The organism is Novosphingobium aromaticivorans DSM 12444, from assembly GCF_000013325.1.
Lineage (GTDB): Bacteria > Pseudomonadota > Alphaproteobacteria > Sphingomonadales > Sphingomonadaceae > Novosphingobium > Novosphingobium aromaticivorans.
Genome location: NC_007794.1, coordinates 2,680,354 through 2,695,842 on the forward strand (window position 1 = coordinate 2,680,354; position 15,489 = coordinate 2,695,842).

Genomic DNA, 15,489 nt, shown 5'->3' on the forward strand with positions numbered 1-15,489 from the left:
TTTCCGGGCGTTTCAGTTCTTCAGCTTCCACCCGGAACGCAGCACGGCGTAAAGCAGCGCGGCGATGGCAAGGTTGAGCACCCCCAGCCCGATCGCACCGTGCAGGACTGCGGTGTTCGTATCGCCAATGTCGCTCTGCCCGAGAAAGCCGAACCGGAAGCCCGAGATCACGTAGAAAATCGGGTTCATCCGGCTGACCGCCTGGAACGCAGGAGCGAGGTTGTCGATCACATAGAACGTGCCGGAAAGCATCGACAGGGGGGTGATGACGAAATTGGTCACGGCGGCGTTGTGATCGAACTTCTCCGCCCAGATCGACGTTAGCACTCCGATCAGCGCCAACAGGATCGATCCCATGAGCCCGAACCAGACCACCGCCCACGGGTGCGCCACGGCAAGACTCACACCAGGCCACAGCAACATCGCGGCCGAGACCGCAAACCCCACAAGTACCGCACGCGTCACCGCGGCCCCTACCAGCGCCGCCATGAGTTCGCCCACGCTGATCGGCGGCATCAGGTAATCCACGATCGTTCCCTGGATCTTCCCGCCCAGAAGGCTGAAGCTCGAGTTGGCGAAAGCGTTGTTGATCATGCCCATTGCGATCAGCCCGGGTGCAACGAAGCTTGCGAAGTTCACACCCAGCACCTGCCGCGCACCGTTCGCGCCGCCGCCGAGGGCAAGCGTGAAGATCATCAGGTACAGCAGCGTTGTCACGGCCGGAGCCCAGATCGTCTGGGTCTGGACCTTGAAGAAACGGCGGACTTCCTTCATATAAAGGGTCCACAGACCCAACCTGTTGAAGCCGTGGAATACCGGCTGTCCAGGCGGGGTGAAGGTTCCGGCGTTGCGGGTTGTGGCCCCTTCTCGGGGCAGCGGTTGATCGGCCATGTCCGTCGCGGTATCGCGCGGCTGCGCCGATGGCAAGATTTTGGCCGACCCGGCGGTGCCGGACAGGCATTTTGATGGCCGGCCCGACCGGTCGCATGAAGGACATTTGAAGGCATGAGCTGGACCGAAGAGCGCATCGAGAAGCTGACGAAGATGTGGGAAGGCGGCGCCACAGCCAGCCAGATCGCCGAGGAACTCGGCGGCGTCAGCCGCAACGCGGTGATCGGCAAGGCGCACCGCCTCGGCCTCAAGGCCCGCCCCAGCCCGGTCAAGGCCAATGACAAGGGCGATACCCCTGCCGCTGCTCCTGCCGCGCCAAAGGCGGCAAAGCCCACAGCTCCACCGCCAGAGCCGAAAGCTGCCGCCCCGCGCCCCGCTCCGGCCCCGGTCGCGCCCGCCCCTGCGCCCCGCGCTGCCACTCCGGCTCCCGCGCCTGAACCTAAGGCCCCCGCCGCATCCGCTGATGCACCTGCGGCCGCTCCGCAGCCCCGAATCGTTTCCGTCGGCCCCGGCGGCTTCCTGCGCCAGGGACCGGGCGACCAGCAGGCGCCGATCCCGCCTGCCCCGCCGCGCCGCCTGGTGCCGGCACGTCCCAGCCCGGAAATCGCCGACAAGACCAGCCTGCTCGACCTGAACGACCGCATCTGCCGCTGGCCGATGGGTCACCCGGGCGAACCGGACTTCCATTTCTGCGGAGAAAAGGTGAACCCCGGGTTCCCCTATTGCGTCGAGCACTGCGGCCGCGCCTACCAGGCGCAGCTTCCGCGCGGCCATCGCCGCCCGCCCCCGCCGATGCCCTTCGGCGGCCCGCGCGTGCGCTAATTCACGTAAAGTTCAATCCGGCGCAATCTTCGCGGCGCTGCATGGTTAATGACCGTGCGGCGCCGCCGTCCTTTGGCGCATGGCACATGACGAACATCCCGCGCGCGGGTCGCGCAACCGTTTGCTACAATGGCTGGGACTCAAACCCGAAGAGACCGGTGACGATCCCACCGACGGCCCGGAAGCGCACCAGCGGGAAATTACGCCGCGCGAGATCTGGCTACCGGCAAAGCGGCGGTTGCTCGGGAACGTCGCGGACTTCCTGATCGACCACGATCTTGAAGTCATGCCGTGGACCCTCGAAGTCGCCTACGATTTCGTGACCGGTGCCAATCCGCGCATCGCCCAGCTCATTCTCGAACGCTCCGATTCCGGACAGGCGGTCACGCTGCAATGGCTCGAGGCGATCTACCGCGAGTCCGAGGGCGATGGCACCACCGATGCCCTGGCCGTCCTCATGGCGCGCCTGGAGGAGAGCCTGGAACACTTCTCCAGCACCACGACCAGCGCGCGAACGGCGACCAGCGAATACGGGGCGGCGCTGCAACAGCACGTCGATGATCTCGAACAGGTAAGCAAGGCTGGCGTCGTCATAACCGAGCTGGCCGCTCTCGCCCGCGCGATGATGCACCGCACGCGCGAAATCGAAACCGACCTCAACGAGTCCGAATGCCGTGCCAGAGCCTTGCAGAAGAGCCTCGACGAGGCGCGCCGCAACGCCGAGGAAGACCATCTCACCGGTCTCCCCAACCGACGGGCGTTCGAAGCCCTCTTCGAACGGGAATATCAGGAAGCACGCAAGGCCGGCGAGCCGCTGTGCGTGGCATTCTGCGACATCGACCATTTCAAGCGCATCAATGACGCGCACGGCCATGCCGCCGGTGACCGCGTGCTGAAGCTCGTGGCAGAGACGCTCAATCGCATTTCCGATGCACGCTGCCACGTCGCGCGTCACGGCGGCGAGGAATTCGCCGTCCTCTTCCGGTCGCTGACCCCGGACGATGCCTGGGAACGCCTTGACCGGGCGCGACAGGAGATCGCCGACCGCCGTCTCGTAAACCGTGCCACCGACCTCCCGTTCGGCCGCGTCACGTTCTCTGGCGGCATTGCCGATGTCTTTGCCTATGATAGCCGCACCAATGCCCTGCGCGCTGCGGACGACGCGCTTTATGCGGCCAAGCAATCGGGCAGGAACCAGATACACCTTGCAGGCAAGGCGCCGCCTCCCATCCAGGATGCGGCCTGACAGCCCACGGTCGTCCCGCAGGACGCGGGACCGCAATGCCGACGACAAGGACAGCAGAAGGCAAAGAAAAAGGCCCCACCTTGCGGTGGAGCCTCGTTCTTGTGTCGGTCGGACCGAACCTCAGTCGTCGGACTTGAGGAACGCCGGCATGTGATCGGGAGCCGGACCATCGTCACGGTCGCGACGCGGACGGTCACCGCCTTCACGACGCGGACCACGGTCGCCGCCTTCGCGACGCGGACCACGATCGCCGCGCGGGCCACGGCGGTCGCCGCGATCCCCACGGTCACCACGATCACCGCGCGGTTCACGCGGTTCGCGCGGCGGGCGGGTGTCTTCCAGTTCCGCACCGGTTTCCTGATCGACGACGCGCATCGACAGGCGGACCTTGCCGCGCTGGTCGATCTCGAGGACCTTGACGTAGACGTCCTGGCCTTCCTTCACGACATCGGTCGGCTTTTCCACGCGCTCGTTCTTCATTTCGGAAACGTGGACGAGACCGTCCTTGCCGCCCATGAAGTTCACGAAGGCGCCGAAGTCGACGATGTTGACGACCTTGCCCTTGTAGATCTTGCCGACTTCCGCTTCCTCGACGATGCCGAGGATCCAGTTCTTGGCCGCTTCGATCTGGGTCAGGTCCGAAGACGAGATCTTGATCAGGCCTTCGTCGTCGATGTCGACCTTGGCGCCAGTGGTCGCCACGATCTCGCGGATCACCTTGCCGCCGGTGCCGATCACGTCGCGGATCTTCGACTTGTCGATCTGCAGCGTCTCGATGCGCGGAGCATGTGCCGAAAGCTCGGTACGTGCCTCGCCCAGAGCCTTGGTCATTTCGCCAAGGATGTGCGCGCGGCCTTCCGAGGCCTGACGCAGCGCGACTTCGAAGATCTCGCGCGTGATGCCCGCAACCTTGATGTCCATCTGCATCGTGGTGATGCCTTCGGAGGTGCCGGCCACCTTGAAGTCCATGTCGCCGAGGTGGTCCTCGTCGCCGAGGATGTCGGACAGGACGGCGAACTTGTCGCCTTCAAGGATGAGGCCCATGGCAATGCCCGAAACCGGACGCTTCACCGGAACGCCCGCGTCCATCATCGAAAGGCAGCCGCCGCAGACGGTCGCCATCGAGGACGAACCGTTCGACTCGGTGATGTCCGAGAGGATGCGGATCGTGTAGGGGAACTCTTCCTTGGTCGGCAGCACCGGGTGCAGCGCGCGCCATGCCAGCTTGCCATGGCCCACTTCGCGACGGCCCGGCGCGCCGAAACGGCCAACTTCGCCCACCGAGTACGGCGGGAAGTTGTAGTGGAGCATGAAGTTTTCGTAGCGCAGGCCTTCGAGGCCGTCGATCATCTGCTCGGCGTCCTTGGTGCCCAGCGTGGTCGTGCAGATTGCCTGCGTTTCACCGCGTGTGAACAGCGACGAACCGTGCGTACGCGGCAGGAAGCCTACGATAGCTTCGATCGGGCGAACCTGCGTGGTGGTGCGACCGTCGATGCGCTGGCCGTCCTTCAGGATCGCGCCACGGACGATGTCGGCTTCCACCTTCTTCATCGTCTTCATCGCGACCATCTGGGTCTGCGCGCCTTCTTCCGCGAACGCGGCCTTCGCCTTGGCGCGGGCTTCGTTCAGGGCGTTGGAGCGGGCCGACTTGTCGGTCAGCTTGTAGGCAGCGGCAACGTCCTTGCCGACCAGGTCCTTGAGCTTCTTCTTGATGTCGGCGGTGTTGTCCGACAGGTCGATGTCCCAGGGGTCCTTGGCAGCCTTTTCAGCAAGCTGGATGATCGCGCCGATGACCTTCTTGATCTCGTCATGCGCGAACAGCACGGCGCCGAGCATTTCGTCTTCGCTCAGCTCCTTGGCTTCCGATTCCACCATCATCACGGCGGTGTCGGTTGCAGCAACCACGAGGTCGAGACGGCCATCGGCCAGCGCCACGTCCTGCTTCGGGTTGAGGACATATTCGCCCTCGATGAAGCCGACGCGGGCAGCCGCGATCGGGCCCATGAACGGAACGCCCGAGATGGTCAGCGCGGCCGAGGCGGCGATCATCGCGACGATATCGGGTTCGGTCTCGCCGTCATAGCTCAGGACCTGGGCGATGACGTTGATTTCGTTGTAGAAACCTTCGGGGAACAGCGGGCGGACCGGACGGTCGATCAGACGGGAAACCAGCGTTTCCTTTTCCGTCGCGCCGCGTTCGCGCTTGAAGAAGCCGCCCGGAATGCGGCCGGCAGCCGAATACTTTTCCTGGTAGTGGACGGTCAGCGGGAAGAAGTCCTGGCCTTCCTTGACCGACTTTGCCGCGGTGACCGCGCAAAGGACCACAGTTTCGCCGTAAGTGGCGAGGACCGCGCCGTCAGCCTGACGGGCAATGCGGCCGGTTTCGAGGGTGAGGGTCTTTCCGCCCCACTCCAGCGATACGGTTTTGACGTCGAACATCTCGTTTCCTTCAGCCCGCGCGCCCTATTGCGAACGGGGTTTGCTGCCGGGGGATACCGTCCCGGTCCGGTGTGGGGCCGTTTTGTCGTGCCCCGAAGGCGTCCCGCCGAATTGCGAACACGCCTTAAAGCAAAAGCGGCCCACTTGGGGCCGCTCCGCTGGTTACTTGCGAAGACCGAGCTTCTGGATCAGCGCGTTGTAACGCTCGACATCCTTCTTCTTAAGGTAGTCGAGCAGCGAACGACGCTTGTTCACCATCATCAGCAGGCCGCGACGCGAGTGGTTGTCCTTGTGGTGGGACTTGAAGTGCTCGGTCAGCGTCTGGATGCGGCTGGTCAGGATCGCGACCTGGACTTCCGGCGAACCGGTGTCGCCCTCGGCGCGAGCATTGCTCTGAATGACTTCCTGCTTCTTCTCGGCGGTAATCGACATGTATTCTACTCCGCGACATCCTGTAAGTTGAAGCCCCGCGAAACCTTCAGGTTTCCGTCGGAAAGCTCGACCAGCGCGACCGGCACAGTGCCAAGCCTCGCCCAGTAGAGCCCGTCCTCGAAGGGCAATCCCGTCAGAACGCGGCCCTGACGGACCGCCCTCGCCTGCTCGGGATCAAGGTCAAGAGCCGGGATGTCGACCAGCCCTGCCTCCAGCGGCAAGAGTACGTGTTCAAGGGGCGCGCCTTGACCCAATGCGTTCAATTTGTCCAGCGAAATCGCCTGCTCGATGGCGAACGGCCCCGCCTTGAGCCGTCGCAGCATCGTCACATGGCCCACCGTGCCCAGCGCGCGCGCGATATCGCGGGCCAGGCTGCGGATGTATGTGCCTTTCGAAACGTGCGCGGTCAGCGTCGCCGTTTCCACCGCGCCCTCGCTTCCTGTCCACGAATCGAGCGTGAGTGCATGGATCGTGACCCGGCGCGAGGGCAGTTCGACTGTTTCGCCCGCCCTTGCGAGATCATAGGCGCGCCTGCCCTCGACCATCAGGGCCGAGTACGCCGGGGGAACCTGATCGATGGAATCCCGAAACGCACCTAAAGTGACATGAACGTCCGCAAGAGGCGGCCGGACGTCGCTGGTGGCGACGATTCCGCCCTCCAGATCGAGGCTGTCGGTCTCCGTTCCGAAGGCCACCGTGAAAGCATAGACCTTGCTCGCATCGAGCATCCGTCCGCACAGTTTCGTCGCCTCGCCCACCGCGATCGGAAGCACCCCGGTAGCCAGGGGGTCGAGCGTCCCGCCGTGTCCGACCTTGCACTTGCCGTAGCCGGCCTGCCGCAGATTGCGCTTTACCGCCGCAACCCCTTGAGTCGACCCGAGTTCCAGAGGCTTGTCGAGGATGATCCAGCCGTCGACCACGCTCAGATCGGCTCCGGCCCGGCAACCGCCACCGCGAGATTGGCGAGCTGCTGTCCCAGCCAGTCGACCGGCGGGCCGATCAGCCGCTCCACGAGATGAAGGTTCGGCGCAAGATACGGAAGAATAACGAGAAGTCCAAAGACCACGAGCAGACCGAAAGGCTCGATCCGGGCATATCCCCTCGCCAGCGGCGCGGGAAGCACGCCCATGACGATCCGCGAACCGTCGAACGGGGGGATCGGCAGCAAGTTGAACGCGCCAAGGAAAAGGTTCACGATCAGGAAGTTGCGCAGGTTGTCCGAAAGGAACAGCACGCCCAGCCCCGGCTCTCCGCCCAGATCCGTCGCCCTGACCAGCAGGCCAAGCGCGATTGCGGAAAGCGTCGCCAGAACGAAGTTCATCGCCGGCCCCGCCGCCGCCACGGCGACCATTCCCCAGCGCGGATTGCGCAAGCGGTTGAAATTGACCGGAACCGGCTTCGCCCAACCGAACACCGGCGCGCCGGTCAACTTCAGCAGGCCGGGCAGGATGATCGTCCCGAACGGATCGACGTGACGCAAGGGGTTGAGACTCAACCGCCGCTGTTCCGCCGCCGTGGGATCGCCAAGCGCCCGCGCCGTCCAGCCGTGGGCAACTTCATGGAACACGATGGCAAGGATCATGGGAATCGCGATCGTCGCGACCTGCCACAGGAGACCTTCCGGATTCACGCGCCTTCTCCCCCCAGCCATTCCTCGCGCAGGATCGAGAACAGCACGGTATCGCGCAAACGCCCCGTCCAGGTCCGGCGTTCGTGGCGCATCACGCCTTCCTCCACGCCGCCGACCTTGGCGACCGCCGCACGGCTGCGAAGGTTGATCGCATCGACCTTGAACGCCACTCGCTCGAGCCCGCAGGCGAAGGCGTGGTCGATCATCAGGCGCTTCAGGCGCCCGTTGAAGCCCGTGCCCCGGACCGACGGGACGATGTAGGTATTGCCGATCTCGATCGACCAGCCCGGCGCGCCGTGGTCGATCCAGGCGGTCATGCCGACAAGCCGGTCGCCATCGAACACCGCATAGGGCCGCCGGGCACGGCCACCGTCAAGCATGCGGTCGAACTGCGGGTCGAAGGCATCGCCCCAGTAGCTGAACGGATAGATCGTCCAGATCTCCGCGTCCTCGGCGCAAGCCGCGCGCAGGCCCTCACGGTGCTCTTCGCGCAGTATCTCGAGCCGCAGCGCGCCGTCGGCCAGAGGCACATGGAGGGCTTCGTCGGTCATTGTCCCATCGCCTCGCTGAAATGCCGGCGGCAAAGCGCCACATAGCGGTCGTTCCCGCCGATCTCGGTCTGCCGCCCGGCGCGCACGGCGGCGCCGCTATCGTCGACGCGCAGGTTCATCGTCGCCTTGCGACCGCAATGGCAGACGGCCTTGAGTTCGATCAGCGAGTCGGCAATTCCGAGCAGCGCGGCGGAGCCTTCGAACAGCTCGCCCTGGAAATCGGTCCGCAAGCCATAGCAAAGGACGGGGATTCCTGCGGCATCAGCCACTCGCGCCAGTTGCCAGACCTGGTCACGGCGCAGAAACTGCGCCTCGTCGACCAGCACGCAGGACAAGGGCTGGACCGCGTGCGCCGCCGAAATCCGCTGCCACAGGTCGGTCCCGGCATCGAAACGATGGGCATCCGCGCCCAGCCCGATGCGGCTTTCGATGGCGCGCTCCCCGCCCCTGTCGTCCAGCGCGGCGGTCCACAGCATCGTCGCCATGCCACGCTCCCGGTAGTTGAAATCCGCCTGGAGCAGGTTGGTCGATTTGCCGGCGTTCATGCTGGCATAGTAGAAATAGAGCTTGGCCACCCGGCGCGCCCTCAGCCGTCGGACTCTTGGTCCCTGAGGTCGCGCTGGACCTTCGGATCGGCGAGCAGCGTCTCGATCTTGCTGGCGACGTCGAAGCTCTCGTCGGCCAGGAACTTCAGCCGCGCCGCATATTTCAGGCGCAGGCGCTGCGCCACCTCGCGCTGGAAGAAAGCCGTATTGGTGCGCAAGGCCTTGAGTACCAGGTCCTCGTCCTCGCCGAGCAGCGCCTTGATGAAGACGGTGGCGTGACGCAGGTCGGGCGACATGCGCACTTCGGTGACCGAAACGGTATGCGCCGACAGCACATCGTCGTGAACCTCCTGCCGGGCCAGAAGCTCGGACAGGATATGGCGCACCTGTTCACCCACCTTGAGCAGGCGGACGGAGCGGGTTTCGGGGGACGTCTGTTGCTTGGCCACGTCTAACTCATCTTCGCAAGGATACGGGCGATCGAGCGCACATTGCGCGCGGTGCCCCGACAGCCAAGCCGCCGTTCGAGGAAGGCGCTCGACAACTTGCTGTCGCCGACCCCTTCCACGAAGTCGATATAGATGCAGCGATTGCCGATTGCGAACTTTTCCAGACCGCGCGCCGCCTGATCGGCCACGAGCTTGTCGAACGCGGCCTGATCGGGCTGGCGTTCGAGAAACAGGGTGTGCACCTGATTGTCGGCGCCGATGCCGGTAAAGGGGTTGCCCTCCACCGCCTCGGCAATCGCGGCACGGTCACGAACGGCGACGAAGCTCTTGATATCGAACCGGTCGAGCATGACGTGGCTGAACAGGTCTTCGAGCCCGTCGAGCGGCCGGTCGTCGTAGTCGAACAGCAGATTGCCGCTCGCCACGACGGTTTCCAGACCGGTCAGCCCTTCCCGCTCGAATGCCCAGCGCAAGTCCGCCATCGTCACGCGATTACCGCCGACGTTGATCGAACCGAACAGGGCGACGTAGCGGGTCATTCAATATCTCCATTCCTCCGGCCGGGCCGGAAGGAACGTCGTTGCTCTCCCCTCCCGCACGCGGGAGGGGAATCTGCAGTGTTCCAGCTACGCGGAACGAGCCCTTACAGCGTCCGTTCGCGCATCTCGACTTCGAAGACTTCCAGCTGGTCGCCAGCCTTGATGTCGTTCGTGTCCTGCAGCAGAACGCCGCATTCCAGACCGGCACGGACTTCCGGCACGTCGTCCTTGAAGCGGCGCAGCGAGGCGATGGTCGTGCGGCTGACGATGACGTCGTTGCGCGTAAGGCGTGCGTGCAGCCCCTTGCGGATAACGCCTTCGACCACGAGCAGACCGGCAGCCTTGTCCCTCTTGCCAGCGGGGAACACCTCCTTGACCTCGGCGCGGCCGACGACCGTTTCGATCGCCTCCGGACCCAGCTCGCCCGCCATTTCCGAACGGATGTCGTCGGTGAGTTGATAGATCACGTCGAAATACTTCATCCGCACCTTGTTGCGCTCGATCAACTCGCGCGCCTTGGCGTTGGGACGGACGTTGAAGCCGACGATCGGCGCGCCGCTGGCCTGGGCCAGGTTGACGTCGCTCTCGGTGATCGCACCCACGCCCGAAGCAAGGATGCGGACCTTGATCTCGTCGGTCGAGATCTTGTTGAGCGCGTTGACGATCGCTTCGGCAGAACCCTGCACGTCGGCCCGGATGACCAGCGGGTATTCGATGACAGCATTCTTCGCGGCGAGCGCGGAGAACATGTTCTCGAGGCTGGCAGGCGCCTGCGCGGTGCGCTTGGCGGTTGCGCGTTCCTGACGGTACGCGGCCACTTCACGAGCACGGGCTTCGCTTTCGACAACGGTCAGCGTGTCGCCGGCCATCGGCACGCCGCCGATGCCGAGTACCTCGACCGGGAGCGAGGGCCCAGCGGCCTTGACCTGGCGGCCCTTGTCGTCGAGCATCGCGCGAACGCGACCCGACTGGGTGCCGACAACGAGAATGTCGCCAACCTTGAGCGTGCCGCGATTGACCAGCACGGTTGCCAGCGGACCCTTGCCCTTGTCGAGCTTGGCCTCGATCACGGTGGCTTCGGCCGAACGATCCGGGTTCGCCTTCAGTTCAAGCAGTTCGGCCTGAAGCAGGATCTTCTCGATCAGTTCGTCCAGCCCGGCACCGGTCTTGGCCGAGACTTCGACGTCCTGGACGTCACCCGACATGGCCTCGACGATGATCTCGTGCTCGAGCAGGCGCTCGCGGATCTTCTGCGGCTGGAACTCGGGCTTGTCGGCCTTGGTGATCGCCACGATCATCGGCACGCCGGCCGCCTTGGTGTGGTTGATCGCCTCGATCGTCTGCGGCATCAGCCCGTCGTCGCCGGCAACCACCAGGATGACGATGTCGGTGACGTTCGCACCGCGAATGCGCATCTCGGTGAAGGCTTCGTGACCCGGGGTATCAAGGAAGGTGATGAAGTCGCCGCCCTTGGTCTTGATCTGGTAGGCGCCGATATGCTGCGTGATGCCGCCGGCTTCGCCGCGCACCACGTCGGTCCCGCGCAGCGCGTCGAGCAGCGAGGTCTTGCCGTGATCGACGTGGCCCATGATGGTCACGACCGGCGGACGCGCCTTCAGCGACTCTTCCGGATCGACGTCCGCCGAAGTGTCGATGTCGGCATCGCTCTCGCTGACGCGCTGGATGTTGTGGCCGAATTCGGTCACCAGCAGTTCGGCGGTATCCTGGTCGATGGTCTGGTTGATGGTGACCATCATGCCCATCTTGAACAGCGCCTTGACGAGGTCCGCAGCCTTTTCGGCCATGCGGTTCGCCAGATCCTGCACCGTGATCGCATCAGGCACGACCACATCGCGGACCTGCTTTTCGCGGGGCTGCGACTGGCCGGCGAAGTGCGCGCGGCGTTCCTTTTCACGCGCACGCTTGAGCGCGGCGAGCGAACGGGCGCGTGCGCCTTCGTCCTCGTTCAGTGCGCGCGTGACGGTAAGCTTGCCGCCACGGCGGTCTTCCGTCTTGCGATCGCGCTGCGGGTGCGCGGGCTTCTTGGCGGCCAGTTCCGGACGCTTGATCGGTGCGGCAGGAGCGACCGGCGTGAAACGGCGCGGCGCGGGCACCGCAGGCGCGGCAGGTTTTGCTTCCTCGGCCTTGGGCGCGGCAGGAGCGGTGGCGGCGACAGGCGCTGCTTCCGGCTGCCTGGCGACTTCGGGCTCGGCCACGGGGGCCGGAGCCGCTTCGGGAGCCGACTGAGCGGCCGCAGGAGCGGCAGACGGAGCGGCCGGCGCAGCAGGCGCAGCAGGCGCGGCGGCAGCCTCGGCTTCGGCCCGAGCCTTTTCCTCGGCGCGGCGACGCTCTTCCTCGATCGCGCGCAGGCGTTCTTCCTGCTCGCGGCGGTTGGCGGCCTCGAGCGCGGCGAGTCGGGCTTCCTCGGCCTCGCGCAGCAGGCGGACCTGCATTTCCTGACGCGTCTCGCGGCTGGCCGAAGGCGGCGGCGGCGGGGGCGGCGGAGGCGGCGGAGGCGCGACCGGCGTGGGTGCGGGGGTTGCCGCAGCAGCAGGGGCAGCCGTCGGTGCGGCCTCGCCCGGCCGGCCCATCAGCTTGCGCCGCTTCACTTCGACCACCACCTTGTTGGTGCGACCGTGGCTGAAGGTCTGCTTGACCTCTCCGGCCTCCACCGCGGTCTTCAGGCCCAGTGGCCTGCGGCCCAGCGTCGGCTTCTTGTCGCTATCGCTCATCGAACTCATTCGCCCTTCGTATCAATATCGTCGTTCGCGGCCTCGCCCGCCTGGGGCTTAGCAGCGTCAATCTCGTGCCCGAGAAAATGCATCAGGCGCTGCAGCGGCCCTGCCAGCCTTTCGGCTGCGGCGGCATCGGTCAGCGCCAGGTGAACGACGTTGTCGCGGCCCAATGCCACAGACAGCGCCGCCCGGTCCAGCGGCAAGATGGTGCCTTTCAGTCCGGACCCTTCCGCCCCCTCGCCCACGCGCCATGCCTGGGCGAGCTTGTTGGGGCCGTCGGTCCCGGCATCCGAGGCGTGACCCAGGAACGTCACCGCCCCCGAGCGCGCACCCTGCGCGATCTTTTCGGTACCCAGCAAGACATTGCCCGCACGAAGCTCGATGCCGAGACGGTCGGTAACCGTTCGGCGCAGCGCCTGTTCGATGCGGTCGGCAAGGTCGGCCGGGATGTTGAGCGTCGCCCCCTTGAAGGCGCGCGCCAGCACGCCCTTAAGTTTGCCATTGGCAATGGCTTTTTCAAGGTCTGCACGCGGCACGCCGATCCAGGCGCCGCGCCCGGGGGCACGCGCCAGCACATCGGGAAGCACATCTCCGTCGGGCGAGATGGCGAGGCGAATCAGATCGCCACGCGCATCATGTCGCCCGCTCAGCACGCACTTGCGCTCCGGCGGGGACTTGCCCGCCGGTGCCTTGCCGTCGATGTCGGAGCTCAGCGGCTCATTGTGAGGAATCCGCATCGGCGGCCTCCTCAGCTACCGGTTCGTCTTCGAACCAGTGGGCACGCGCGGCCATGATGATCTCGTTGCCCTGTTCTTCGCTCAGGCCAAATTCGCCGAGCACGCCGCCCTTGTCCTCTGTCCGCTCCGAACGCTCGGTCCGCTCGCGCGGGCCCTTGTCGTTGCGGCGACGCTGTTCGGCGCGCTTCTTGGCGATGAGTTCATCGGTCGCGAGATCGGCAAGATCGTCGAGCGTCTTGATGCCGGCCTTGCCGAGCGCGACGAGCATCGCTTCGGTCAGGTGCGGCAGTTCGGCCAGGGCATCGTCGACGCCAAGGGCACGACGCTGCTCGCGCAGAGCCTCCTCGCGGCGTTCGATCGCCTCGGACGCGCGGCTCTGCAGTTCCTCGGCGAGTTCCTCGTCGAAGCCCTCGATCGCGGCCAGTTCGGCCATTTCGATGTAGGCCACTTCCTCCAGCTCGGTGAAGCCTTCGGCGACGAGGAGCTGCGAGAGGGTTTCGTCGACGTCGAGCTCTTCCTCGAACATCTTCGAGCGCTCGGCGAATTCCTTCTGGCGCTTCTCCGAAGCTTCCGCCTCGGTCATGATGTCGATGGCCGAGCCCGTCAGCGACGAGGCAAGGCGCACGTTCTGACCGCGGCGACCGATGGCGAGCGAGAGCTGGTCATCGGGCACGACGACCTCGATGCGGCTCTCTTCCTCGTCGATCACCACGCGGCTGACGGTCGCGGGCTGGAGAGCGTTGACGACGAAAGTCGCGGTGTCCTCGCTCCAGGGGATGATGTCGATCTTCTCGCCCTGCAGTTCCTGCACGACCGCCTGGACGCGGCTACCCTTCATACCGACGCAGGCGCCGACCGGGTCGATGCTGCTGTCGCGGCTGATCACGCCGATCTTGGCGCGCGAGCCCGGGTCGCGGGCGGCGGCCTTGATCTCGATGATGCCATCGTAGATCTCGGGCACTTCCTGCGCGAAGAGCTTCTTCATGAATTCGGGGTGCGCGCGGGACAGGAAGATCTGCGGACCGCGGTTCTGGCGCTCGACCTTGAGGATCAGCGCACGCACGCGCTCGCCCACGCGGGGCACTTCGCGGGGGATCTGCTGGTCGCGGCGGATCACGCCTTCGGCGCGGCCGAGGTTGACGATCACGTGGCCGAATTCGACCGACTTGATCACGCCGGTGATGACTTCGCCGGCGCGGTCCTTGAACTCGTCGTACTGGCGATCACGCTCGGCGTCGCGGACCTTCTGGAAGATGACCTGCTTGGCCGACTGCGCGTCGATGCGGCCGAGATCGACCGGGGGCAGCGGATCGACGATGAAGTCGCCGATCTTGGCGCCGGGCTGGAGCTTCTCGGCCTGCTTGAGATCGACCTGCTTGAAGTAGTCCTCGACCACCTCGACCACTTCCACCACGCGCCACAGGCGCAGGTCGCCGGTGCGCGGGTCGAGCTTGGCGCGAATGTCGTTCTCGGCGCCGTAGCGGTTGCGCGCGGACTTCTGGATCGCCTCTTCCATCGCCTCGATGACGATCGACTTGTCGATCATCTTCTCGGTGGCGACCGCGTTGGCGATCGCAAGCAGTTCGGCGCGGTTCGCGGAAATTGCACTGGCCATTGGTCAGTCTTCCTGTTCTTCGAGAATTTCGTCCGCACCGCTGGTATCCAGCGGTCGGGAGGCGGCGATAAGCTTGTCGGTGAGGATAAGCTTGGCATTGGACACGAGATCGAACGGCACTTCGAACACGACGCCGTCGTCCTCGATCGAAATGGCCTGCGTTTCGGCGTCGAACCCCTTGAGTTCACCCCGGAAACGCTTGCGGTTGTCGAGCAGTTCGGAAAGTTCGACGCGGGCCTCGTGGCCAATCCAGGCGGCGAAGTCCTTCGCGCGGGTCAGCGGACGGTCGATGCCGGGAGAGGACACCTCGAGACGATAGGCGTCCTCGATGAGGACGTCGCCGGCCTCTTCCAGTTCGTCGAAGCGGTCCGAAACCCGGCGCGAGAGGGCTGCGCAGTCCTCGATCACGAGCTGGCCCGTGTCCGGACGTTCAGCCATGATCTGAAGCGTATGCTCCTCGTCGCCGATTTCGCCGCCCTTGAAGTAGCGCACGCGCACGAGATCGAAGCCAAGGGCCTTGGCCTCCGGCTCGACAACCTCGATGATCCGCGCAATGTCCGTCATGCAATCTCCGTGGCCGACAACGGGCAAAAGCGGGTCCGAGCCGGCACCGTCTGGAGCCAGCCTGACCTTGCTTTCACAATGTCGGGATGAGGCGCAGATATGCGCATCGGCCTAAAATTGCAAGCCGCAATCATCGCACCGTGAAGCAGCCACACCTCGACACCAAGACATGGTGAAATTTGCCAAGTGTTGGAAATCGTGAACCGGCAATCGGCCTCCGGCCATCGCGATAAGACCGGATTTCGGGACCTTCCGCAATCTGGCACGGTCCCTGCAATGTTCGGAGCATGAGCC

General features: G+C 65.2%; 15 protein-coding genes. 2 read left to right on the forward strand and 13 right to left on the reverse strand.

Annotated elements, in window-relative coordinates:
- Positions 1 to 12: 12 nt before the first annotated feature.
- Positions 13 to 891: an ABC transporter permease gene (locus tag SARO_RS12480; protein WP_011446121.1), complete on the reverse strand. Its 879-nt coding sequence runs from the start codon at positions 889 to 891 to the stop codon at positions 13 to 15.
- 114 nt (positions 892 to 1,005) lie between these two features.
- Between SARO_RS12480 and SARO_RS12485 the strand changes: the two genes are divergently transcribed.
- A complete protein-coding gene (locus SARO_RS12485) occupies positions 1,006 to 1,713 on the forward strand; it encodes a GcrA family cell cycle regulator (protein ID WP_011446122.1) in 708 nt (235 codons plus the stop codon).
- 79 nt (positions 1,714 to 1,792) lie between these two features.
- The gene (locus tag SARO_RS12490; protein WP_083760885.1) at positions 1,793 to 2,959 is read left to right on the forward strand and encodes a GGDEF domain-containing protein; all 1,167 of its coding nucleotides are present in this window, start codon (positions 1,793 to 1,795) and stop codon (positions 2,957 to 2,959) included.
- Between the two features lie 120 nt (positions 2,960 to 3,079).
- Here the strand turns inward: SARO_RS12490 and pnp are convergent, their stop codons facing one another.
- The 12 genes from pnp to rimP all read right to left on the reverse strand — a co-directional run bounded on the left by pnp (position 3,080) and on the right by rimP (position 15,195).
- Positions 3,080 to 5,398, reverse strand: a complete 2,319-nt coding sequence (gene pnp, locus SARO_RS12495) for a polyribonucleotide nucleotidyltransferase (protein ID WP_011446124.1) — start codon at positions 5,396 to 5,398, stop codon at positions 3,080 to 3,082.
- 162 nt (positions 5,399 to 5,560) lie between these two features.
- The gene (rpsO, locus tag SARO_RS12500; protein ID WP_011446125.1) at positions 5,561 to 5,830 is read right to left on the reverse strand and encodes a 30S ribosomal protein S15; all 270 of its coding nucleotides are present in this window, start codon (positions 5,828 to 5,830) and stop codon (positions 5,561 to 5,563) included.
- 5 nt (positions 5,831 to 5,835) lie between these two features.
- Complete coding sequence (gene truB, locus SARO_RS12505) at positions 5,836 to 6,750, reverse strand: tRNA pseudouridine(55) synthase TruB (protein ID WP_011446126.1); 915 nt, start codon at positions 6,748 to 6,750, stop codon at positions 5,836 to 5,838.
- Between the two features lie 2 nt (positions 6,751 to 6,752).
- On the reverse strand, positions 6,753 to 7,460 hold the full coding sequence (locus SARO_RS12510) for a site-2 protease family protein (RefSeq protein ID WP_011446127.1): 708 nt from the start codon (positions 7,458 to 7,460) through the stop codon (positions 6,753 to 6,755).
- Entirely contained in the window at positions 7,457 to 8,011 is a 555-nt protein-coding gene (locus SARO_RS12515) for a GNAT family N-acetyltransferase (RefSeq protein ID WP_011446128.1), read from the reverse strand. The genes SARO_RS12510 and SARO_RS12515 overlap by 4 nt, the downstream gene beginning before the upstream one ends.
- Entirely contained in the window at positions 8,008 to 8,586 is a 579-nt protein-coding gene (locus SARO_RS12520) for a thymidine kinase (RefSeq protein ID WP_011446129.1), read from the reverse strand. The genes SARO_RS12515 and SARO_RS12520 overlap by 4 nt, the downstream gene beginning before the upstream one ends.
- Before the next feature lie 11 nt (positions 8,587 to 8,597).
- Positions 8,598 to 9,005, reverse strand: coding sequence for a 30S ribosome-binding factor RbfA (gene rbfA, locus SARO_RS12525; protein WP_011446130.1), 408 nt, complete (start codon positions 9,003 to 9,005; stop codon positions 8,598 to 8,600).
- 2 nt (positions 9,006 to 9,007) lie between these two features.
- Entirely contained in the window at positions 9,008 to 9,544 is a 537-nt protein-coding gene (locus tag SARO_RS12530) for a DUF1697 domain-containing protein (protein ID WP_011446131.1), read from the reverse strand.
- Positions 9,545 to 9,648: 104 nt separating this feature from the next.
- The gene (gene infB, locus SARO_RS12535; protein WP_011446132.1) at positions 9,649 to 12,276 is read right to left on the reverse strand and encodes a translation initiation factor IF-2; all 2,628 of its coding nucleotides are present in this window, start codon (positions 12,274 to 12,276) and stop codon (positions 9,649 to 9,651) included.
- Between the two features lie 5 nt (positions 12,277 to 12,281).
- Positions 12,282 to 13,016 (reverse strand): DUF448 domain-containing protein, encoded by a 735-nt coding sequence (locus SARO_RS12540; RefSeq protein ID WP_011446133.1) that lies wholly within the window; start codon positions 13,014 to 13,016, stop codon positions 12,282 to 12,284.
- Positions 12,997 to 14,631 carry a transcription termination factor NusA gene (nusA, locus tag SARO_RS12545; RefSeq protein WP_011446134.1) on the reverse strand — a complete coding sequence of 545 codons (1,635 nt, stop codon included), beginning with the start codon at positions 14,629 to 14,631 and terminating at the stop codon, positions 12,997 to 12,999. The genes SARO_RS12540 and nusA overlap by 20 nt, the downstream gene beginning before the upstream one ends.
- 3 nt (positions 14,632 to 14,634) lie before the next feature.
- Positions 14,635 to 15,195, reverse strand: a complete 561-nt coding sequence (gene rimP, locus SARO_RS12550) for a ribosome maturation protein RimP (RefSeq protein ID WP_011446135.1) — start codon at positions 15,193 to 15,195, stop codon at positions 14,635 to 14,637.
- Positions 15,196 to 15,489: the final 294 nt, after the last annotated feature.